The organism is Bradyrhizobium sp. 132 (assembly GCF_023074185.1).
Lineage (GTDB): Bacteria > Pseudomonadota > Alphaproteobacteria > Rhizobiales > Xanthobacteraceae > Bradyrhizobium.
Genome location: NZ_JADPKY010000092.1, coordinates 1 through 22133, shown reverse-complemented (window position 1 = coordinate 22133; position 22133 = coordinate 1). Strand labels below are relative to the sequence as shown.

The 22133-nt window shown below is 58.9% G+C and carries 22 protein-coding genes; 15 read left to right on the top strand and 7 right to left on the bottom strand.

The genetic code is table 11. From position 1 onward, the window contains the following. Positions 1 to 25 precede the first annotated feature (25 nt). Together IVA74_RS15625 and IVA74_RS15620 are read left to right on the top strand one after the other, a co-directional pair. Complete coding sequence (locus tag IVA74_RS15625) at positions 26 to 802, top strand: Crp/Fnr family transcriptional regulator (RefSeq protein WP_247345285.1); 777 nt, start codon at positions 26 to 28, stop codon at positions 800 to 802. Between the two features lie 125 nt (positions 803 to 927). Then, positions 928 to 1650, top strand: a complete 723-nt coding sequence (locus tag IVA74_RS15620; protein WP_247345283.1) for a DUF4396 domain-containing protein — start codon at positions 928 to 930, stop codon at positions 1648 to 1650. A gap of 554 nt (positions 1651 to 2204) precedes the next feature. On the opposite strand, the gene IVA74_RS15615 is transcribed toward IVA74_RS15620, so the two are convergent. After that, a complete protein-coding gene (locus IVA74_RS15615) occupies positions 2205 to 2714 on the bottom strand; it encodes a hypothetical protein (RefSeq protein ID WP_247345280.1) in 510 nt (169 codons plus the stop codon). Between the two features lie 150 nt (positions 2715 to 2864). Continuing rightward, the gene (locus IVA74_RS15610; protein WP_247345278.1) at positions 2865 to 3923 is read right to left on the bottom strand and encodes an AI-2E family transporter; all 1059 of its coding nucleotides are present in this window, start codon (positions 3921 to 3923) and stop codon (positions 2865 to 2867) included. A 230-nt stretch (positions 3924 to 4153) separates the two neighbouring features. Here IVA74_RS15610 and IVA74_RS15605 point away from each other — a divergent pair, with 230 nt between their 5' ends. Both IVA74_RS15605 and IVA74_RS15600 read left to right on the top strand, forming a co-directional pair. After that, positions 4154 to 5341 (top strand): FAD-binding domain, encoded by a 1188-nt coding sequence (locus IVA74_RS15605; RefSeq protein ID WP_247345275.1) that lies wholly within the window; start codon positions 4154 to 4156, stop codon positions 5339 to 5341. Positions 5342 to 5479: 138 nt separating this feature from the next. Next, positions 5480 to 7297, top strand: a complete 1818-nt coding sequence (locus tag IVA74_RS15600) for a chloride channel protein (protein WP_247345272.1) — start codon at positions 5480 to 5482, stop codon at positions 7295 to 7297. Between the two features lie 56 nt (positions 7298 to 7353). Here the strand turns inward: IVA74_RS15600 and IVA74_RS15595 are convergent, their stop codons facing one another. Continuing rightward, on the bottom strand, positions 7354 to 8604 hold the full coding sequence (locus IVA74_RS15595) for a sodium:proton antiporter (protein WP_247345268.1): 1251 nt from the start codon (positions 8602 to 8604) through the stop codon (positions 7354 to 7356). 324 nt (positions 8605 to 8928) lie between these two features. Here IVA74_RS15595 and IVA74_RS15590 point away from each other — a divergent pair, with 324 nt between their 5' ends. Further along, positions 8929 to 9159, top strand: coding sequence for a hypothetical protein (locus IVA74_RS15590; RefSeq protein WP_247345265.1), 231 nt, complete (start codon positions 8929 to 8931; stop codon positions 9157 to 9159). Between the two features lie 677 nt (positions 9160 to 9836). Here IVA74_RS15590 and IVA74_RS15585 read toward each other — a convergent pair. Then, positions 9837 to 10511, bottom strand: a complete 675-nt coding sequence (locus IVA74_RS15585; RefSeq protein ID WP_247345263.1) for a response regulator transcription factor — start codon at positions 10509 to 10511, stop codon at positions 9837 to 9839. Beyond that, positions 10483 to 12639: an ATP-binding protein gene (locus tag IVA74_RS15580; RefSeq protein WP_247345261.1), complete on the bottom strand. Its 2157-nt coding sequence runs from the start codon at positions 12637 to 12639 to the stop codon at positions 10483 to 10485. Before IVA74_RS15580 ends, IVA74_RS15585 begins: the two co-directional genes overlap by 29 nt. A gap of 73 nt (positions 12640 to 12712) precedes the next feature. Here IVA74_RS15580 and IVA74_RS15575 point away from each other — a divergent pair, with 73 nt between their 5' ends. The 8 genes from IVA74_RS15575 (at position 12713) to IVA74_RS15540 (ending at position 18691) form a co-directional block, all read left to right on the top strand. Next, on the top strand, positions 12713 to 13510 hold the full coding sequence (locus IVA74_RS15575) for a Crp/Fnr family transcriptional regulator (RefSeq protein ID WP_247345259.1): 798 nt from the start codon (positions 12713 to 12715) through the stop codon (positions 13508 to 13510). Between the two features lie 388 nt (positions 13511 to 13898). Next, the gene (locus IVA74_RS15570; RefSeq protein ID WP_247345256.1) at positions 13899 to 14405 is read left to right on the top strand and encodes a PRC-barrel domain-containing protein; all 507 of its coding nucleotides are present in this window, start codon (positions 13899 to 13901) and stop codon (positions 14403 to 14405) included. 169 nt (positions 14406 to 14574) lie between these two features. After that, the gene (locus IVA74_RS15565) at positions 14575 to 14946 is read left to right on the top strand and encodes a hypothetical protein (RefSeq protein ID WP_247345249.1); all 372 of its coding nucleotides are present in this window, start codon (positions 14575 to 14577) and stop codon (positions 14944 to 14946) included. 2 nt (positions 14947 to 14948) lie between these two features. After that, on the top strand, positions 14949 to 15206 hold the full coding sequence (locus tag IVA74_RS15560) for a DUF5985 family protein (RefSeq protein ID WP_247345246.1): 258 nt from the start codon (positions 14949 to 14951) through the stop codon (positions 15204 to 15206). Next, positions 15206 to 15481 carry a DUF5985 family protein gene (locus tag IVA74_RS15555; protein ID WP_247345243.1) on the top strand — a complete coding sequence of 92 codons (276 nt, stop codon included), beginning with the start codon at positions 15206 to 15208 and terminating at the stop codon, positions 15479 to 15481. The genes IVA74_RS15560 and IVA74_RS15555 overlap by 1 nt, the downstream gene beginning before the upstream one ends. A gap of 323 nt (positions 15482 to 15804) precedes the next feature. Next, the gene (locus IVA74_RS15550) at positions 15805 to 15999 is read left to right on the top strand and encodes a hypothetical protein (protein ID WP_247345239.1); all 195 of its coding nucleotides are present in this window, start codon (positions 15805 to 15807) and stop codon (positions 15997 to 15999) included. Positions 16000 to 16131: 132 nt separating this feature from the next. After that, positions 16132 to 18366 (top strand): trehalose-6-phosphate synthase, encoded by a 2235-nt coding sequence (locus IVA74_RS15545; RefSeq protein WP_247345236.1) that lies wholly within the window; start codon positions 16132 to 16134, stop codon positions 18364 to 18366. A 133-nt stretch (positions 18367 to 18499) separates the two neighbouring features. Continuing rightward, positions 18500 to 18691, top strand: a complete 192-nt coding sequence (locus tag IVA74_RS15540) for a hypothetical protein (RefSeq protein ID WP_247345233.1) — start codon at positions 18500 to 18502, stop codon at positions 18689 to 18691. A gap of 153 nt (positions 18692 to 18844) precedes the next feature. On the opposite strand, the gene IVA74_RS15535 is transcribed toward IVA74_RS15540, so the two are convergent. Together IVA74_RS15535 and IVA74_RS15530 are read right to left on the bottom strand one after the other, a co-directional pair. Then, the gene (locus tag IVA74_RS15535) at positions 18845 to 19339 is read right to left on the bottom strand and encodes a MarR family transcriptional regulator (protein WP_247345229.1); all 495 of its coding nucleotides are present in this window, start codon (positions 19337 to 19339) and stop codon (positions 18845 to 18847) included. A gap of 110 nt (positions 19340 to 19449) precedes the next feature. Continuing rightward, a complete protein-coding gene (locus tag IVA74_RS15530; RefSeq protein WP_247345225.1) occupies positions 19450 to 20049 on the bottom strand; it encodes a hypothetical protein in 600 nt (199 codons plus the stop codon). 269 nt (positions 20050 to 20318) lie between these two features. Between IVA74_RS15530 and IVA74_RS15525 the strand changes: the two genes are divergently transcribed. Both IVA74_RS15525 and IVA74_RS15520 read left to right on the top strand, forming a co-directional pair. Continuing rightward, positions 20319 to 21653, top strand: coding sequence for a substrate-binding protein (locus IVA74_RS15525; RefSeq protein WP_247345223.1), 1335 nt, complete (start codon positions 20319 to 20321; stop codon positions 21651 to 21653). Between the two features lie 99 nt (positions 21654 to 21752). Beyond that, positions 21753 to 22133: branched-chain amino acid ABC transporter permease (locus IVA74_RS15520; protein ID WP_247345220.1), on the top strand; the 381-nt coding region annotated here is incomplete at its 3' end.

The window sequence follows — 22133 nt, the reverse complement described above, 5'->3', positions numbered from 1 at the left end:
CACGGGATTGCGGGGAGTAGCGAAAATGCGCGACGGCCAAGCGACGGGCCCGGCTTTGAGGCCGATTGCGCCAAACGATCTTTCTCGACACTTGGCTGTACGAAACAAGCTGTTGCGCTGCATTCCAGAGCCGGAGGTGGCAGTTCTTCATTCAATCGGGACCGACGTTGAGCTCAAGCCCCGTCAGGTCCTGCACCATTGGCGCTTGCCGATGGAGCACGTCTACTTCCTTGCAAACGGGCTCGTATCGGTTTCCGCGAAGGTTGAGGCCGGACGCTTTGTGGAAGCTTGGCTGGTCGGGTCCGAGGGAATGATTGGCTCTCCCTGCATATTAGCGCCGGACGATCCGATGCCGCCGCACCGTCGGGTCGTTCAGGTGGGCGGAACGGCCCTGCGAATTCCGGTGGTGGCCTTCCTTGCGGCGCTCGATGAATTGGTGGTCCTTCGCGAGCTGATCCTTCGTTACGTCAACCTTGTCTTGTTTCAGACTTCCCAGGTAGGAGCGTGCAATTCGCTCCATTCGGTCAAGCAGCGGCTTGCCCGCTGGCTGCTCGTGGCGGCGAACGCAACGGATACCAGCGAGTTGCCGATCACGCACGCCGTTTTGGCCCAGCTAATCGGGATCCGGCGGGCGAGCGTAAGCAAGTGTCTTGAGGCATTCGAGCAGGACGGAATAATCCGCAACGCTCGAGCCGCGATATCTCTGGTCGACCGGGCTCAGCTGGAGCATTTGGCCTGTTCGTGCTCTGGATTGATACAGCGCGAGTATGATCGGCAGATCGGCCGCCGTCTGCGGGGTTGAACGTCGAATACGACTTCTGCAGAGAGCTCGCTCGCGATAAAGCTCTTGATCCTGCCCAACTCCAAGGCTCGAGTTGAACGAAAGCGATCTTCAGAACGTTTGCTTCTCCGAGCAACGGAGGAGCCATGATTCCAATTTGGCTTAGAGATATGGCGCTGGCTAGTCTGGCCGTCGGACTTGTCTGCGCGATGGTAATCGCGATCGACCTGATCCGGCATCCACAGCGCATGTGGATCATGAATGTCGTCTGGCCAGTCAACGGTCTGTTCGGCACCGTACTGACCTTGTGGATGTACTACCAATTTGGGCGGCTTGCAGCGCGTGATGCGGCTGAGATAAATGAGCACTCCGATAGCAAGAAGGGCACTCCTTTCCCTGTCATGGTGGCAAAAGGTGCCATGCACTGCGGAGCCGGATGTACGCTCGGGGACATCATCGCTGAAACCCTTGTGCTTGCGTTTCCGGTGATTGCGATCTGGGCCGGATGGAAAAGCCTTTTTTCAGAGAAGATGTTCTCCATCTGGGTGGTGGATTACCTGTTCGCCTTCGTGCTCGGCGTCGCATTTCAGTACTTCACGATCAAACCGATGCGCGACTTGTCACCGGGCGCAGGAATCGTTCAGGCCGTGAAGGCAGACACTCTCTCACTGACTGCCTGGCAGATCGGTATGTACGGCTTTATGGCAATCGCGCAGTTCGCGATCTTCAGGAATCTCTTCGGGGTGAGGCTCGAGCCATCGATGCCAGAGTTTTGGTTCATGATGCAGATTGCGATGATCGCGGGATTTTTCACGAGCTACCCAGTGAATTGGTGGCTTGTAGAGGCAGGCGTCAAAGAACGCATGTAGGGGCAAGCTCCGATCGGTTGAGGGTGTTGCTTTGACGACCCCGAACACAATTAGCAACTCTTTCCGCTCGCGACCCTTTGACCAAACGGGGCGCCCGCGCTCAGCAGGGAGTAGTATCATGGCGGCGCATGCAGGTGAGACAGCCCAAGAGACTGGAGACTTCAGGTGTGAGCGATGTCATCAGGCCACTCACGTCACAAAAGGACACAAGATTCCGAAATGCCCGCATTGTGGAAGCACGAGCTTTGATACTCGGCGGAGCGAGCCGTAGGTACGCACGTCACTCGGAAGCAAGACGTCAACACAGCCAATCTTGCACCGTGATTGCCCTCTCGAAGTCTTTCGAATGGCTGACGGACATCCTGTTCTGCGTTCGGTGGTTCTGTCCCGACGTCGACAGACATGCGCATCGAAGAATTACCGTGATGGGACGCACGCTTCTCGTCTTTGCAGCAATTTCGCGATCTAGCAGCTTCTCCAACGAAATGTTCGTGGTCGCCCGGCGCGCTTCTCCACTGGCTGAATGCGCCGGGCACTGTGCTACAGGCGCAGCGTCACCACCGATGGTGCGCACGGATCACGCCGTGATGGTGGTGCCGATACTGCCGCGGCGCCCAGCCGTAGCTATGACGCCAGGGGTGCGTGCGCCGGACCGTATATCCCCACGGCCTCGGCGCGGACCAGCCGTAGCTATAGCGCCAGGGGCTCGGGCCCCAGGCGTATGGTCGCGGCCCCGAACCATAGCCACCCCAGTAAGGTGTATAGGCGTAAGCCGGATAGTACCCACGGTAGCCGTAGGGGTATCTGTATCCATAGTATGGCGGATATTCCTCATAGTAGGGGGTCGCAATGGCGGAGCCGATCAAGGCTCCTGCCAGCAGGCCGGCGCCGATCCCCCAGCCGCCATGCCAGCGAATCTGGGTGAGATTATCCTGCACTGCCGACGTGTGCTGCGTCGGGCTCGCGGCAGCCGAGAGCGCGGTCAAAGGTGCAGCTTGGGTACTGCCGACGGGAGAAATCGCGATGAGGCCGGTAAGAGAAAGGGCAAGTGTAAGTCTCCGCATCTGTGGCTCCTCTAGCTTCAGAATGCGGTCTCAACTTGAGCCTGCTATGTTGGTTTCTCGCGTCAAGAGTTCGGGACACTTTGTCGCGCCGAGTGCCCGGCCGGAGTCGCGATTGTACGACACCGTACAAACTACACAGCCTCCGCTCTTTTAGTGGTGTTCTTCAACAAGGGAAGCCGGTCTACTCTCGCGCTCCAGGAACGCTTCAACATAGATCATGCGGACGGCAACGAGCAGGACAGCGATCAAAGGCGTAGCAACGATCAACCCGATCAAACCGAAGAGAGTGCCGAGAACGGTTTGGGAAAGGATTGTAAGTGCGGGCGGCAGCGAGACCGTTCGTTTCTGAATCCATGGTGCGATGACATTTCCCTCCAATAACTGGATCGTCAAAAACAAGAGCGCGACCCAAGCGGCAAGGGCAGGAGACTGTGCCAGAGCCACAAGGATCGCCGGCACTGCTCCTGCAAGTGCCCCGATGTATGGTACGAAATTCAGAAGGGCCGCCAGTAGGGCCAGTGATAGTGGCAAAGGCGAGCCAATGAGGAGAAGGCCCAATCCGAGCAGCACGCCCACGATCAGCATGTCGACGAGTTGCCCGAGAAACCAGAGCCTAAGCGTAGCACCGAGCTCTCCGGCAACTTCGCGGCCGCGAGGGCGCCAATCCATTGGAAGCAGACGAAGCGCGCCTTCGAGATATAATTGGGGCGACGCAGCGAGGAATACTGCTGTCGCCGCCGTAACGACAAGAGTGCCACCAATGCCAAGAACGGAGCCCACGACACCTGTGACGTAGCCGGTCAGGCCGGCGCGCAGAGACTTTCCGGCGATCTGCAACTGTTGAGCCAAAATGGAGCCCCACGAGCTATTTTGCAGTTCGCCCCAGATCCGTGCCAGTTGGGTTCTCAGTTGCTGGCTGATCTCGTTGGCTTGGTCGAAGATCGCGTTGCCGCGCCACCACAGCAGCGCACCGAGTGCGAGGCCTGTGACCAGAATGACGGAGATCAAAGACGTGTATGGCCCGAGGCGCGTTACGCGACGGACGGCGTCGCTGGCGCCCCGCAGAACGCAAGCGATGACGACGGCGCTGAACAAGAGCAACAGTATGTCGCGAAGCAGCCAGACCGAGAGGGCGAGAAATAGAGCTATTGTGCCTACACGAAGGGTGCGCTCGATATGCCGGACATGAACAGTCAACTTGTCTTCCAATTCATCTCCTTTGTCGGAACAGTCCAGATTCCGAAGCTCGACATTGAAGTTGCGCGGGCGAGACTACTCGGAACATCATCGGGGCGATCGTATCGCGATGAATGTAATACTCTGTCGCAACCCCAAATGTTCTTGTACCCGAGCAAAAAATCTCGTTCGAAGACCGCCGAGGCACCAGAGCGAGCTCGGGCGTCGTGTTGCCGATCGTCGTTCGTTTCTGAGAAGATGGCATGAACACTGTTCTGATCTCCGGGGTTGGAATTGCCGGGCCCACGCTTGCCTATTGGTTGAAAGCAGCCGGCTTCCAGCCGACGCTCCTCGAGCGCGCCTCCGCTCTACGGAGCGGAGGCTATGTCATCGATTTCTGGGGGCTCGGCTACATCATCGCCGAACGGATGGGATTGATGCCGGAGATCAATCGCGACGGGTACCACGCCCAAGAGTTTCGGATCGTAGATGAAGCTGGCCATCCGCTGGCCGGCTTTGGTACCGACGTCTTCTCCGAGTTGACGAATGGACAATACGTTACTCTTCAGCGCAGTGACCTCTCGCGCATGCTGTTCGAACAGATCAGCGGCGTTGAAGCCATTTTCGGAGACGAGATCATTCTCGTTGAAGAGAAACCAGATTGCGTTGAAGTCAAGCTGAAGCACGGCGGCAGGCGCAGGTTCGACCTTCTCGTCGGGGCAGACGGCCTGCATTCAGCCGTGCGCGATCTGGTCTTTGGTCCGCAGGCTCAGTTCGAGCGGCGTCTGGGGTATATCGTGGCCGCCTTCGAAGCTCACGGCTATCGACCGCGCGACGAGGATGTGTATCTGATCTACGGTCAGCCGGGCCGTATGGTAGGCCGCTTCACGCTGCGTGATGACCGTACCTTGTTTCTCTTGGTATTTGCCGAGCATCGCTCAGTGTTGCCGGAAACGCCGGCCTCGCAAAAGGCGCTCCTTCGTGAAATCTATGGCGGAGATGGCTGGGAGTGCGATCAGATGCTTGCCGAACTGGAGCGCGCCGGTGAACTCTATTTCGACACCGTCAGTCAGATCAGGATGCCGAACTGGTCACGAGGTCGGGTGGCGCTCATTGGTGATGCCGCTTTCTGCGTCTCGCTCCTGGCGGGGCAGGGATCGGCGCTGGCGATGATTTCAGCTTATGTGTTGGCAGGCGAACTCGCCATGGTCGGTGGACGATATTCCGAGGCGTTTGCCGGATACGAGGCGCGGCTGAAGAGCTATATAGGCCGGAAACAGCGGGGTGCGGAGCGCTTTGCCGGGGCGCTGGCTCCGAGAACGCGTGTGGGAGTGCTCTTTCGCAACATCGTGGTCAGAAGTTTCTCGATATCGGGGCTGGCGAGGCTCGCAATTGGGCGAGACATCGCCGACGAACTGGAACTTCCTGACTACCGTTGGGCGGCACCATGAACCGACGGAGAACCACTAAGGGCGTCCAATGGCGGTGACGTGCAGGCTCGATGGGCGCGGATTGTCGCCATGCCTCTCGGCAGGAACCGCCTTTCGGAACCAGAGTTCATATCGTTGTCTGTGCGCAATAGTGGTCAAATGCCCTCGGTCCTGACGTACGGCACGCGAAAAGCCCTGATCGGCAGCAGTATCAAGCCGTTTGCTGAAGAGCGGAAGGTCAGCCTTCTCGTGCTTTGCGCGCTCGCCTTGGTGATTGGCGTCATGACCGGACTTGGCGCCGTCGGCTTTCGCGCGCTGATCGGCCTCGTGCACAACTTGTCTTACAATGGCAGGCTGAGCGTCGTTTACGACGCAAACGTCAGTGAGGGCCCCAGTCCTTTCGGCGACTTTGTTCTTCTTGCGCCTGTGATCTGCGGCCTCATCGTCGTGTTTCTCGTCAGGCGGTTCGCTCCAGAAGCAAAGGGCCATGGCGTACCCGAAGTGATGGACGCCATATTCTACAAGCGCGGGAAAATTCGGGGTTCGGTAGCTTTGATAAAGGCGCTCGCATCCGCAATATCGATCGGAAGCGGCGCGGCCGTCGGACGGGAGGGGCCCATCATTCAGATTGGCTCAGCCCTGGGCTCAGCCTTTGCCCAATTCATCGGGCTTTCCACCCGGCAGAGGATCACGCTGCTGTCCGCGGGCGCGGGCGCGGGCATTGCCGCAACCTTCAATACTCCGCTGGGCGGCGTGCTGTTTGCTCTGGAAATTCTTCTGCCGGAAGTTTCAAACCGGACATTCCTTCCAGTCGTCGTGGCCACGGGGGCTGCGACCACGATCGGGCGCATCCTGATCGGTCCGGACCCGGCCTTTTCGGTTCCGAATATGCAATTCAGCATGGTCGCATCCTTCAATGCGCAGGAAGCTCTCGCATTCGTCCTGCTCGGCCTGTTGTCTGGAGCGGCAGCTTGGGCGTTCATCCGTCTGCTCGTCTTCATGGAAGACGGGTTTCCGAAGCTGTCTGGCAACGAGTATGTTCAGAATATCATCGGCATGTCGTCAATCGGCCTGATGATGGTGGTGCTCACGCATGCCTTTGGTCACTCCTACGTCGACGGCGTTGGCTATTCCGTCATTCAGGAGATACTGGACCACAACATGACGGGGGCGGGATTACTGGTGCTGCTGTTTGTGCTGAAGCTGTTGGCAACGACGGTCAGTCTCGGCTGTGGGGCGTCGGGTGGGATATTCTCGCCATCGCTTTACCTTGGCGCCACCCTCGGGGCCGCCTTTGCCGCCGCAACCAATTCAATCCTGCCTCATTCAGGGCTGACGCCATCTTCGGCCGCGATCATTGGAATGGCGGCAATGGTCGGTGCAGGTACGGGCGGCGTCATGACGGCGATCGTGATGGTCTTCGAAATGACGCGCGACTACGCAATCATCGTTCCGGTGATCGTTGCGGTGGCGTTGGCGGCAGGCGTCAGGCGTGCACTCGTCAACGAGACGATCTACACGGTCAAGCTGCGCCACCGCGGTCACCGCATTCCAAAGGAGCGGCATATCAACCTCTATCTGGTGAAGCAGGCCCAGGACATCATGGAAACGCGCTTTATCGTCGCCGGAGTAGGAACGACACTAGAACAGGCCATGGCTGCGGAAGATATCGACGATGCACTTCCTATCGTGGTTGAGCGCGAAGGCCGGATTGTCGGGCTGATCCCACCACGTTCCGGCTTATGGGCGGAGTCGCAATCGAATCCAGCTCTCATCGTCGAGCAATTCGTCGAGCGGCGGATGGTCATTTGCCGCGATCAGGACCTTTTGAGCTTGGTGTTTGCCAGGTTGAAGCGCCATCGGGCCGGCGCGGCAATCGTTGTCCGCTCTGCCTCGCGCCCGCGCGTTAAGGATATCGTCGGCGTCCTGACCAAACGCGTGATCGCAGATGCGGTCATCGACAGCTATGAGGATTGAACCGGTTAGAGTGAGCGCTTGTCGCCCCGCGCTTCAGCGACAGTTCGAGACGAGACTTATTGTCCGACGGTCCGCTTTGCCACCCAGCCTAGAGTCGAGCCTTGAATGATGATGCTGAACAGGACGACCCCATAGGTTGAGGCGAGCATTGCGGCCTTGGCCGGGCTATCCGGCATGGACAGGGCTAGTGCAACTGAAATTCCGCCTCGGACGCCGGCCCAGGTGAGAAAGGGCGCGTTGCGCAAGGAGAGCAGCCGAGTCCATCCGAACAGAAATGGTTGAACCGAAACAGAAACAAAGCGGGCGAAGAGAACGACTGGCACCGTCGCTGCCGCCAGACCGAGGCTGCGAGGATCGAAGCGCAGTATCAAGGTCTCCAGCCCGATGAGCAGAAAAAGGACCGAGTTGAGAATTTCGTCGATGAGGGTCCAGAGCGCGAAGAGATATCCTTGTGTCCGCTCACTCATCGCATATCGCGGTCCTCGGTCGCCGATGAGGAGGCCCGCGGCGACCATGGAGAGCGGGCCACTGACGTGCAATTGCAGCGCAAGTGCGTAGGTTCCGGTGACGAGGGCAAGGGAGATCAGCACCTCGATGGCGTAGTCGTCGATGAGCCGCATCGCGCGATACGCAACATAACCAGTCAACAAGCCCAGCACTATTCCGCCACCAGCTTCGCGAACGAGTAACTCAGTGACATCGGCGGCCGAAACCTGAGCGCCGTCTCCGGTGCTCGCAAAGCGAAGCATGATCGTGAACAGAACAATCCCGACGCCGTCGTTGAACAATGCCTCGCCTTCCGTCTCGATCTGCAGCTCTTTCGGCACTTCGGTGTTGCGAAGCGTACTCAGGACAGCAACGGGGTCAGTCGGGCTGATCAGTGCGCCGAACACGAATGCCCAAGCCAACGATACGGGTAGGTTTAAAAGGCCGCAGATGAACCAGAACATCAGGCCTACGAGGACGGTTGAAATTGAGGTGCCGAGGACGGCCAGAATAAATACCGGAATGGCGCGGCTTCTGAGTGTGTCCAGATCTACGTGCAACGCGCCGGCGAACAGCAGAAATGCAAGCATCCCATTCACCACGACTTCGGCAAAGTCGATCTGCCGGAGCCCATTGGCAAGCTGGTCTAGTAGTTGAATCTTCGGAAACGCCGCATCCAAGCCGATCAGGAGCAGTGACGTCAGGACGCTCATCACGAGAAGACCTACGCTGCGGGAGAGCGGCAGGAACTTGTGATTGAGCCAGCCGAAGACGGCAGACAATGTAAGCAGAACGGCAGCAATATCCATCAGCGAAAGCACGGCAGGCTCCCTTGTGTCCTGGCGAGAGTGCCTGTTCACTCCCTTCCGTTAAGGCCGCTGTTCGCTCTACTCCAATGAGGGCAGTGCGTTCGAGATGGCGACTTTTGAGACGTGAATAATCAAAAGCGACTTCGGCAGTTCCTGCGGGACATGTAAGCGGATTAGGATGCGCCTCAATCCCAACCCGTCTCCGCGACGGAGTCAGCTATCCATTTCTGCATATCTGCGGCGAAAGATCGCGACGACGATTGAACTATCGTCGTTCACTCCGCATTCATTGCAACGACATAGAAGTGCGGAGGGGGTTTACGACAAGGAAAAACTATGAAGAAAATCGCCTATGGATTTGCGGCCGCTGCTCTGCTTGCAGGCACTCAGTTCTTGGTTCCTGCCAATGCGATGATGGCGCCACCGGTCGGCGCAGTGGCAACATCCGAGACGATGCAGGCCGGCTATCACTATCATCATCATCGGAGGGTCTGCACCGTGCGAACCATAGTCACACGCGGCTATCATGGTCGGCGTTTCGTCAAGCACGTGCGTGTCTGCCGATAAACGCAAACTTGAAGGGCCGTCGATCGAGGCGGCCCTCACCTTGCATAACAGCAATCTTCATCGCGCAGTGAGATGGGTGCGTCGCACATTACATCGGAAGCTGACGCCCAAAAGTCCGGTAAAATCGACGTGCCGCGATCTCCAGCGCCGCAAAACAAAGAGCCGTGAACAACATACCGAGGACCAGGAGAGCCACGACTGTATCCATAATCGAACGAGTTCCTGCAAGGGATCGGGACAATGAATCCAACTTCGTGATTCTGTCGGTTGCCACACGCCTGTTGCCATCAAGCAATCGCGTACGCCGAGAACAGAAGACAGGTGATGTAGACGCAAGCGAGGCAAATGCCCGCGGTTCTAGCCGGGCGGGCATCTAGCCGCGAGTTCGTCCGAGTCGCGAGCTCGGGCAGTTTCTCATACTGTGCAAAGAGCCGACGACGGGCACGTCCTCGGAAAAGTACATTTCTCATATATGCCTCCAAACAACACTGATCCGTCCAAAAAGGTGCGGAGTGCAAAAGCCGTTCGGCCGGCGATTCGCGTTGGTTCTCTCGTCCGCTTCATGGAAGATATTGGACGGCGTCCCATCGGGCAGTCAGGAGATGAGCGGGGCCTGTCGGGATAATCCTGACGTCCGCATGCCGCGCGCAGGGCCGTTTGGCCCACCTACTTCCCGCTCAAACTTGATCGGCACTCTTTCCCGAATGGCCCAACCAGCCAAGGGCCACGCCGTAGCGCACGATGTCGGCACGCGTGAACAGTCCGAGCTTTTCGACCGCCCTGGCCTTGTAAGTTTCGACGGTCTTGATGCTGATGCTTAGCTGATTGGCAATTTCCTTGTTGCTGAAGCCTTGTGCAATGAATCTGAGAACCTCACTCTCGCGCGGTGTCAGCTCGCCGGCCGTGGAAGCGCCGGAAGACGAATGGACGCCCTGCGCAGATGGAAGTGCTTTCTCCGCTATTGCGGGATCCAGATACAATCCACCTCCAGCAATCGCGCGAACTGCGCGCTCGAGCTCGTCGGCCGCAGAGCGCTTCAGCAGATAGCCGCGAGCTCCCGCTTGCAGCATAGGCTGAACGTAGGCGTGATCCTCGTGCACGGTCAGCGCCAGCAGACGAACCTGAGGAAGCTGCGTCGCTAGGGTGCGAGCAACTTCGAGGCCACTGATACCCGGAAGTGAAATGTCCAGGATGGCAATGTCCGGTGTGGCCTGGCGAATGATGTCTAGCGCGGTCTGTCCATCCGTTGCTTCCCCGACGATCTCAATGTCCTGCACGTCCTGAAGCAACGCCTTCATTCCGGCCAGAACAAGCGGATGATCGTCAGTCAACGTGATCCGGATCGGGCACATAGCCCATCTCCTCCATTGGCACCGGTATTCTCATGAAGAGAGAGGTGCCGTGGCCGGGTTCAGATTCAATCGCCAAAGATCCGCCGAGCAGCGTGAGGCGCTCCTCGATGACAGACAAGCCCAATTTTGCGTGGCGGCTCTCACCCTGCGAGAATTCCTGAAAGTCGAAGCCGTTCCCATCGTCTTCGACGACTATCCTAAGCTCAGCTGTGCGTCGGTCGATGACCACGCTGACGTTTCGAGCTTGCGCGTGTTTGACCACGTTGTTCACGGCCTCCTGGACGGCGCGGTAAACCGCGATTTCGACGTCCTGGCCGAGACGATCTCTTCTGCCCAGCGGCTGAAAATCAACGCTAATCCCGAACCGGCGCCGGATCTCCGCGCAGAATGCCTCCAGCGCCTTGTAAAGGCCCAGGTCATCAAGGGCGGTCGGGCGCAAGTCAGAGGCGATTTGATGGATATCGCGCCCAATCCCTCTCGCGAGTCCCTGCAGCCAATTGAGCCTCTCCAATCCGAGCTTGCGTTTGGGGCTCGTGCCCAGAAGCGGCTCCAGATTCTTTAGACCGAGAAGGAGACCTGTGACCGTCTGGCCGATTTGATCGTGAAGCTCCCTTGCGATTCTGCGGCGTTCATTTTCTTCCGCCTCGGAAAGGCGTCGCAGCAGTTGCTGTCGTTCCAGCTCGGCTCTCTTGGTCTCGTCGATATCGAGAATGACGCCATATACGACGTCAAGGTTTTTATCATCGATGCGAGACAGCCGTCCGCTGGCCCGCAGCCACCGGCTCTGAGGGGGAGCGGTCCGGAAATCAGCAATCGTCACGTTTCCCGAACGGCAACTCAGCAAGGAAGCCTCAAACTTCCGCTGGTCGGCGGGATCAATACTGCTCAGTATCCGATCTATCGGAAGGATCGTATCTCCTTCCGAGCGCGAACCGTTTATCCGGAGCATCTCCCGGGCGCGGGGCGACACGATCGCTTCTCTGCTCGCAAAGTCACAGCTGAACACGCCGAGATCTGCGGCATCGATCGTCAGCCTCCGTCGCTCTTCACTTGCCCTGAGTGCCAATGCGGCCTGCGCCTCTTGCTCACGCCGGCGCAGCGAGATGTCGCGGATCGTGTACCAGGCCAAAGTCAGAGCCAGGACGAAGCTCAGGATTGCACCCCCGGCAAGAAAAATGGCCGAGCGCTGGACGGGCCCGTTGAGTTCCTGCGTCGGTATTCCGAAATGGACGGACCATCCGCTGGTGCCGGGGATGAGTTTATAGATCGAGTCGACTTGATCACCATCAGGCGTGGTTTTGATGTAGCTCCCTTCTGGCGCAGACGCTATCGCTTGGCGGACTGTGGCGCTGGCAGATTGCCCGAGCTCGGATTGTTCACCAAAGGTGCGGGCGACGATGTTGCCCTTGGCATCGACCACGAATCCGACCCAGCCGGCCGGAGCTCCTGCGCTCTTCAAAATCTGGCTTATTGCATCGGGCACCAGGGCCGCCGTGAGGACAAACTTCAGCTGCCCATCGCGCTCAACAGGCGCCCTGACGGCTACCACGCGTTTGCCGGTGACGGGACCACGCGGCCCTATTCCGCCAATTGCAGGCTTTCTCGTCTTCAGGATCTGTTCGAAATTCTCGCGGTCGACGGTGGCGCGGATCCCATCTCCAAGTGGCCGGCTAACGTCAAGCACCTGATTTCCCTCGGGATCGACGAGCTGAATCGTCTGCCAAAGAGGACGTGCTTCGTTGATACGCGTCGCTTCTCGATAGAACGCGTCGAGGTCCGGCTTGTCGAGTGTTGCGGAAGCCGCGACGGTCTCGACGATCTCGAGCTGGAGACTGATCTCGGAGGCAAGCCGGTTGACGACGCTATCGAGCGTCTCCACGGCGGCAGCCTGAGAACCCCTGCGCTGCTGCTGGGCGTTCAGGAAAACGACCCAACCCGCGAAAAGCGCAAGAGGCATCGCTGCCGCGATGAAGACGAGGATCAAGGGGCGGCGGGCTGCGCGCCGGGAGATTGAGGTGGGCGCCTCCATGCGGGTGGGTATCAAATGAGACAGCAAAACGCCCACGTCTGGCACTTTCTCGATGTTTCTGGTTCTTGTCAGGTTTTTCCCGACGGTACTATCGGTCACCCTGACTCCCAGGATCGCTCGATACATCCCATCGTACAGGCAATCATTGTAGCGGTCTAGAATTGGGCTTGACATGGAACATTCTTCATCGCCGCTGCGGTTGATCGAAAACCAATTCAACCCGAAGCGGCTCGGCCTTGACGAGCCCTTCTGCGGCACTAGCCGCAACGAACTCGTCTCCCGACTGTCGGCCTCATCGCAGTGCCGGTTGCTCGAAAGCTGCGAGACAGTGTCTCTGAACAAAGGACAAATTCTCTACGATCGCGGCACTCCTCTTCGCTACGCGTACTTCATCGAGTCCGGCGGGTGTTCTGTCACGACCCGTGCGGGCGACTGCCTGCCGGTAGAGATCCATACGCTCGGGATGAAGGATTTCGTCGGCGTGCCGTTGGTCCTGGGCATGCAAGTGTCGCCGCACCGCTGCAGCGTGAGAGTGCCGGGTCAAGCGAGTCGGATCCAGTCCGATCAGCTGATTGCTTTGATCAAGAGCGACGTCGAGCTTGAAAAGATGCTTTTAGGCTATGTTCAGGCGATCCTAATTCACAGTTCGCAACTATCAGCCTGCAACTCCAGGCACACGCTGCACCAGCGCCTCGCGCGGTGGCTCCTGGTTGCCAGCGACAGGCTCGGATCTCGCGAGGTACTTTTCACGCATAGTTACATAGCCAACGCTCTCGCGGTCCGGCGCGCCGGCGTTACGGTCGCTCTCGGGAGTATGGTGCGCGACGGGGTGATTGGATGTCGCAGGGCAGGGATCGTTGTCACGGACGAAGCCAGGCTGAAAGCGATGTCTTGCGATTGTCAGGGTATCATCCTGGCAGCCCACAACCGTCCTTGTGCGGTGCCGCCCCTCCGCATTGCATATTCGTGAACGCGATTCCCGACTGCGTTATGTCAAGTGTCCGGCAGCGAACAGAGTCCAGATATTCTTGAAGCGATAGAGGCGGAGATGTCATCGCAAGAAAGCCGGATCCGAACCGATACCGAAGTTCTGGTGGGAGCCTTGGAGGAGGCCCAAAGGCTTCTTGCCGTTTACGAGAACCCTTGCTGCAATCGTACCAGGGACGACATTATCGCTATGGTCGAGTTCATCATATGTAACCCTTCCGTGACACGTGCAATGCTTCGTCAGAAGATGCGCGGCCGTCTCAAGCTGGTGGGATAAGTCTCGTGCGGCAGCGTACCTTCGCATGCAGGAAACGAAACTTGCGGGCGTGCGATGAGTTGACGATGATCAAACAGAACTAGGAGCAATCGTCATGAAGACATCAGTTTGCATTCTTGCCTCCGCGATGCTGCTGGCTACGCCGGCCATGGCGCAGTCACCCCACAACAACGCGACGACCGCCGCGCCCAACATGCAGCCGGCTGCCTCGACCGCCTCCATGCACAAGGAAGGCGAATGGCGTGCATCGAAACTCGTTGGTGTGAACGTCTATAACAACAGCAACGAGAAGATCGGCGATATCAACGATCTGATTCTGGATGCCAGCGGGCGGGTTGCCAACGTGGTGATCGGAGTGGGAGGATTTCTTGGGATGGGTGAGCACAACGTCGCCGTGGCGTTCGATCAGCTCAAATTCGCCAAGGAACCGGTAAAGACGGCGTCCAACGATGGCGCTGGAAAGGCCGGCACGACCAGTTCTACGAGCACAACGGGAAGTGCATCAACGTCGGCCCAGCGAAGCGACAATTGGTATCCGGACCACGTGGTGCTGAACGCCAACAAGGATCAGCTGAAGAAGATGCCCGAATTCAAGTACTGAGCCGATTTCGGTCTGTATTTCCAGCATGCTTATCGGCGGTGTCATCGGAGATGACGCCGCCGCTTCCAGTTGTCTTTGATCCGGTCGGCTTAGGTTTAGTAGCAGGAAAAGCAGCCTTGAATTTCCGCATTGAATCGATCAGCTTGCGTGCCGCTGGCTGAGGTCGACGATGTCCGATGAAGCACTGCCGGAACAGGTAGAGGAGCTTGTCCGGCGCTACATTCGCTCTGTGGCGCAGCTCGAAGCCCTTTTGTTCTTCCATAAGCGGCCGGGCGAGCGTTTTGACGCAGAAACGCTCGCTGCACGCCTTTACGCGGGCAAGACCGAGACGGCCGATGCTCTCGCGTCCCTCGGGAGGGATGGCTTCCTGGACGGCGAGGCAGGGATCTATGCGTTTGCGCCGCGGCCCGAATTGCGGGCTGTGGTCGATAGCTTGGCCTTGGCGTATTCGCGGCATCTGATCCCGATCACACATATCATCCACAACAGCCCACACCGTATCCAGGCATTTTCAGACGCCTTCAGGATTCGAAAGGATTAGTCATGGCTGCGGTGATTTACACGCTTTGCGCGATCACGAGCGGCTTTTGTGCCTGGCTGCTCGTTCGGGCATTTATCGATAACAGGTCTAGATTGCTCCTCTGGAGCGCGGTCTGCTTCGCGGGTCTGACTTTCGAAAATGCTGCTCTGTGGATCGATAAGATCGTGTTTCCTCAAGTTGATCTCTCCGCCGTGCGTCTGTCGATCGGCCTGTTCGCCATGACGGTCCTGCTTATAGGCATGATCTGGGAGGCCGAGTGATGGACCATTTGAATCCCGTTCTTTCAGGTGCGACGGCATTCGCATCGCTCCTGGCGAGCATATATTTCCTGAAGTTTTGGCGTAAGACGGGCGACACCTTTTTCCTGTTCTTTGCCGCTGCTTTTGTGATCGACGCCGTTGCGAGATTTGTCCTGGCGGTGGTGCAAGTGACGAATGCGAGCGAGCCGGTCTACTTCATCCCGCGCCTGATCACATTCGGTCTGATCGCACTTTCGATTGTCGGGAAGAACGCGCTGCCGAAGAATCGCAAGTGACGCACGAATTCAAGAGGCGCTGACTTGCAAAAATGCTGTGCACGAACAACCGCTTTCGCGCTTTGAACGATGATACCTTGGACAGGTCATGCCGTCAGGAGAGGCGGACCCCAGCCGAGGAACGCTGGGGTCCCAGCTCCGCCGCGCGCCAATTCACCCGGACCTTGGTGGGCTGCTGTGTGGGACAGGAGTGATCTTGAGCGGAGCGCGCACAGCTTGCTACCTGACGAAACACGGTACACTTCCGTACAATAGACAGCCGATCTGCCCCGCTGCCGCTTGCTCGCGGGCGACCTCGGAAGGATATTGCGCAGGGGGCTTTCATGATCAGCAAATCGGGTCAAACGACACTCAATGTGTTTCCGCAAGCATACTGCCTGTCTTGCGAGGAAAAGACGCCGCATCGGCATGAACGGCTGGCAATCCACGGCACGCAAGTGGCACGCGCGATTTGTCTCGCCTGCAACAACCAGCGTACGGGCTTTGAGAAGGGGAAGCGGCTCGCCAATCCGACCTAGGAGCCGCCGTCCTTTGGTGCATGTTCGCGTATTATTGCTTACGAAATCGGCAGAGTGTCCAAATTCGCTGCGAGGGCTGCGTCTGCTCGACGGCTCGAACAATCATCTCCATCCAGCCGGCGTAGCTCCAGAGTGACCCCGATATCGTACAAGGAGTTCTTCCGCTATGGCATTTTCGGCCTGGCGGTAGCCGCAGTCGTGGCGTTCGGTATCTCGCCATTTACCGGAGGAATCGTACAGCAATGGTCGCGCAGCGATGTTGAAGCCAGATCCAAGCTGGTCTTCAACGCCATCCAGCCGTTGCTTAGTCGTGATGTGGAAGACCAGGCGTGGGACCGGCTCTCGGACCTTTTCAAGAGAGTGGCGCTTGACAAGAAGATTCTCGCGGTTGGATTTTGTGATCCGGGAGGCTCGTTGCTCGCGCCAACACCGGAGATGCCGGCGAGCTTCTCCTGCGAAAAGTCGGCCAAATCCGAGAACGACAGTTTCGCAAGCATCGCCAGCGGGGGGCGACGAATTCTTGTAGCTGCGTTTCCGATCTCGAGTAGCCGAGGTCGTTCCTACCTCGTCATTCTAACCGACCTCAGCTTCGCGGCGGCCAGGTCTAGCCAGGTGCTGGCGTATCTGCTTGCAGCGCTTGCCGGCGTCGTTCTGGTCCTGACCGTTGGCACGATCATTTTCGCCGTCCTCATGATGCGCGGCTGGATGAAGGCGTTGCGACGCGCGGTCGAAGAGGTCCGTCGAGGTGCTCAGGGAGTGCCACTCCGACTCGGTGGCTCGTCTATTGATCGAGAAATTCACAAGCTGTTGCGTAGCGCCGAACAAGTTACGTTTACACGCCAGATCGAGTGGACGCCAAAATCGCTTCAGGAGGTGCTGCAAAGCGTCCTCCCGGGGGCCGAAGTTCTCGTCCTTTCCAATCGGGAGCCCTACATTCACAACACTTCGGAAGCGGGGACTGTGGTGCAGCGGCCGGCGAGTGGATTGGTCTCGGCCCTGGAGCCGATCATGCGTGCCTGCGGTGGCACTTGGATCGCACACGGCAGCGGCAGCGCCGATCGGGAGACGGTCGACGACAACGATAGGATCCGCGTGCCCGAGGCAAGTCCGGCCTACACGCTTCGGCGCATCTGGATCTCCGAGGAGGAACAGGACGGATATTATTACGGTTTTGCCAACGAGGGGCTCTGGCCCTTGTGCCATATCGTTTTCGTGCGCCCTACGTTCAGGTCCAGCGACTGGCAGATGTATCGGCAGATCAACCAGCGCTTTGCCGATGCAGTCGTTGCCGAGGCGCGGACCGAGGACCCCATTGTGCTGGTCCAGGACTATCACTTCGCGCTTGCTCCAAGAATGATCCGTGAGCGCCTGCCGAGGGCGACGATCATAACCTTCTGGCACATTCCATGGCCGAATGCGGAAACATTCAGCATCTGCCCATGGAAGGCGGAGATTATCGAAGGATTGCTCGGCAGCACCATTGTTGGATTTCATACCCAGTTTCACTGCAACAACTTCATCGAGGGTGTGGATCGCTTCGTGGAGAGCAGGATCGATCGCGAAGTGCAAGCGGTCAGCCTTGGAAGACATGAGACCAGAATACGTGCTTATCCAATCTCTATCGAGTGGCCGCCAAGAGAACTGGAAAAGCTACCACCTCCCGGGGAATGCCGATCTAGCATCCTTGCCCAGTTCGGATTGGCGGAGAATACGAGGCTGATCGTAGGCGTTGAACGATTCGATTACACCAAAGGCATTCTTGATCGCATGCGGGCCGTAGACGCGCTTTTGGCGCGAGATCCGGCCTGGACAGATCGGCTTGCATTCATCCAGGTTGCAGCGCCGACACGCAGCAAACTCAGCTCATACTCGAAGCTCCAGGCGGAAGCGGAAGTGCTTGCTGCCGAAATAAACGAGCGGCACCACGGTCGCCAACCCGTGATGCACTTGGTCGCGCGGCACTACGAGCCGTCAGATGTGTTCCGGCTGTTTAGAGGAGCCGATGTCTGCATCGTCAGCAGCCTGCACGATGGAATGAACCTTGTCGCAAAGGAGTTCGTTAGCTCGCGAGAGGACGATGCTGGGGTCCTTATCTTATCGAGCTTCACTGGGGCGTCACGAGAATTGTCCGAGGCTCTCATTGTCAATCCCTATGACATTGGAGAAATGGCATCGGCGATCGAGCTTGCACTTACTATGCCGGCGGAGGAGCAGGCCGAGCGCATGAAGCTCATGCGGCAGCAGGTGAAGGAACATAACGTCTATCGCTGGGCGGGCGCGATGCTAGTGGACGCAGCGAGAAGTCGCACCCGCGAGCGGGTTCTTGGTCTGGCCGCTAAGGCCCGTCACGGCGTGAAGCCGATCTGAGCGAGATCTCTTCAAAAGCGGTCTTCCAAGAAAATCGGTACGAAAGCGTACTGTCCGCTCTTTCCAAAACGAACAGCTCGGTCGCACTCTCGTGCTTGCGACTTTTTGCTCCGTGATGTGGAGGAAGGCGAATATGAACATCCTGATTGGAGCTGCTATGCTTGCGGTAGCAGGCATCCTGATCTTCATTGGGCTTCCCAATCGGACCGGCGAGCAACCGAAGTTCCTGCGCTTTGAAGCAGCGCTGGTTCTGTATCCTCCAATGATCTTGTCGTTCATTGGCCTCGGCGCTGCGGCCCTGATTTCAGGCATGCTCACCAGATAGTCGCCTTTCGAGACATAGAGACGGCCCTCCAAACGGCCCAAAATGCAATCAGTCACGGCGTGGGTTGGAAGCCATCGTCCAGGAGGCGGATGCGTGGCCCATGCCGGCAATCCCAGGCATCAGTGAAGCCGGAGTAGAGTTGGCCTCGCGGGCTTAGCCGTTGGAATTCGGCCCGCCAGAGTGCCGAAACGACCTCAGCAGGCGATTGAGTGCCAGGCTCGCGGCACGGCGGAGCTCCTGAAGATTTTTCTGCGATAGTGCCCGCAGTTTCTGTTCACCTCTCCCGGTCAGTTTGAGGTGCACACGTCTGGCATCCTGCGGGTCGGCAACCCGGTTTACTAGCCCAAGCTTGGCCAAACGATTGATCAATTCAACCGCCGAGTGAGGACGGATCAGCAGAAAGCGCGCAACATTACCGACTGTCGCTGGACCCGGGCGCACGAAGCCCTTGATCCCAAGCAGCGCCTGATGCTGCGTCGGCGTCAATCCCTGCTTTGCTGCGGCTGCCTCGCTGAAGGCCAGAAAGCTCCGGATTTGGTACCGGAACTGCGCCAGCGCAGCATAGTCGGAGTCATGCATCGTGTGGGTGGCTGAGGACCGCGCAGACCTCGCCGCAGTCGCCCGTTGCGCCTTCTTCACCTGAACCATGCCATGCCGCTCCGTGCTTCCACCCGGCAACCTGGCCGTTAGCCAAAGCTACCAAGCAGGAGCGCCCGGACCAAGCAGCAGGAATTCCGGATGCACAGCTATCGCGCCGCCTATTCGAAGCTCGACAGCAGGATCTTCACCAGGATGATCTGAAACGCGATCGGGATGCGAACACTTTTCCGTCTGATCGACCGCTGCAGCGCGCCGGCGATCTCGGCGCTGGTCAGGTTGCCTGCCGAGGCATTGGCGATCAGCTCGCTCCACATCTGCGACAGCGAACCGCCCGGCGGGATTACCGGCTTGATGGTCACGCCGCAGCCCTGCGCCCATTCCACGATCTCCCGCATCGTATGCGGCCCGCAATTGCGCGCCGTCGCGAGACGCTCGGCCGTGAGCGCCCGCAGCAACTCGCGCGACGGCGACCAATTGTCCCTCGGCGGCTGCTCGCCGTTGAGCTCGACTGCGAGCTCCTTCAGGACGTTCTGGGCACGCACGCTTAGCCGCTTCATCGGCCCCGGCACACGCTTCGCCTGAACAGAGCCGACTGTCGGTCTCCGCTCACCGGTCGGTCGATTGCGCGGATCGGGCATGCGCGAGGCATCGCCAGACTGCGGTGTCGCCCACTGCCCGTTCACCTCTTCCACCGACCACGCCGGCTCCTGCCGCTCCGCACTTTGCGGCCATGACCGTCGCTTCCGGGTACCCGCCACTGTCGTTCGCCGCGCCATTTCTCCCGCCAAGCTCGCCAGCCTCGTACTCACAAAGACTAATATATATCGTGAGCCGATAGGTTTTCACGTGATAATTTTCGTCGTTCGACCAAAGACGAAATTGACAGAAGGTGTTCACAAGCAATGCTTACGTCCAAGAGCTACACGCGGATCTGACGTGCCCGGCGCGGGCAGGCCCTCAAGGCCGGTTGCCACCGGACAGGTTGTGTTTTGCCTGCAAACAAGAACGATGTTCGGAGGAAACGACCATGACTGACGATCTCATCCGCCGCGGCCTTTCGCGCCGAGGCCTGCTCCAGACCACAGCGGGCCTCATCGGTGGCGCGGTTCTGCCGGGGATGCCGGCGTTTGCCGAGGACAAGCCGGCGATCGGCTCCTACCCCGCGGGGGTCTCGGGCTCCACCGCCTTCATCGGCATCTCGGTGCCGCGCACCGGCACCTATGCCGTACAGGGCGAGGACGAGCTCAAGGGCTACCAGCTCGCGATTGAGCACATCAATGAAGGCCACGAGCTGATCAAGAAGATCTCGCCCAAGACCAGCAAGGGCGTGCTCGGCAAGGAGCTGAAGTTCGGCGTCGCCGATTCCGCGGCCAAGCCGAACGAGGCGGTGCAGGCGCAGCAGCGCTTCATCAGCGAGAACAAGGCGATCATGATCACCGGCGGCACGTCGAGCGCCGTTGCGGTGGCGCTGAACAAGCTCGCCCAGCGCGAGCACGTGATCTTCGTGTGCGGCATTTCCGGCTCGAACGACACGACCGGCAAGGATTGCGTCCGCTACGGCTTTCGCCAGAACTTCTACGGCCAGACTGCTGCTGCAGCGATCGGCCCGGTGATGGTACGTGAGTTCGGCAAGGGCAAGAAGGCGGCGTATCTGACGCCCGACTACACCTACGGCCACACCGTTACCAAGTCGATGCAGGACTTCCTGGCGACCGCCGGCTGGACCACCGTGACCAACCAGGTCGCCCCGCTCGGCGCCCCCGACTATTCCTCATACCTGCTGAACGTCGCCAATTCCGGCGCCGACGTGCTGATCAACGTCAATTGGGGCCACGACGCGGTACTGTCGACACAACAGGCCAAGCAGTTTGGCGTGCTCGACAAGATGAAACTGGTCGTGCCGTACCAGGTGCCTTTCATCGCGCGCGAGACCGGGGGTCTGATGCAGGGCGTCTACGCCGCCACCGACTATTGGTGGACCATCGAGGACAAGTTCCCGCTGGCGAAAATGTTCAACGAGGCCTTTGAGAAGAAGTACGGTTACAAGCCGGAATGGGGCGCCGAGAACGCCTATGTCAGCTTCGCGCACTGGGCCCACATGTGCGAGCAGGCCGGCAGCTTCAGCCCGCCCGACGTGATCAAGGCCTACGAGAAGGGCGAAACCATCCCCTCGCTGGTCGGCGACGTGCATTACCGCCCCGAAGATCACCAATGTGTCCGCCCCGTGATTATCGTCAAGGGCAAGCAGCAGAAGGACATGAAGAACAAGGAAGACTGGTACGACGTCGTCGAGATCGTCCCGGGTGAAGGCCTGATGCAGAAGCCTGACGCTTTCGGCTGCCATCTCGGCGACTACAGCTGATGCCGAACTAACCCCTGTGGCGCCGTGGGCCTTACTCTGGACCTGCGGCGTCACCTTTTTTGGACGCGCACCATCGCGCGCCACAGCAGCGATTGTCGCATGATAAGTTGGCCCAACCTCGTTTCACAGCTTTTCAACGGGCTCGCGCTCGGCGCCCTGCTCGCGCTGATCAGCTCCGGCCTGACCATCATTTACGGCACGCTCGGTGTGCTGAACCTCGCGCACGGCGCGATGTTCATGATCGGCGGCTATGCCGGCTTCGTCGCCTACCAGTACACGGAGTCGTTCATTCTCGCCGTCATCGCGGGCTCGCTGTTCGTGATGCTGCTCGGCGTCGTCATGGAACGCGTCATCATCCGCCATTTCTATCACCGCCCCCACGAGGATCAGCTGCTCGTGACCTTCGGGCTCGGCATCTGCTTCGTCGAGCTGGTGCGCCTGATCTTCTCGAGCCAGTCGCAGCTGGTGCCGCCGCCGGCG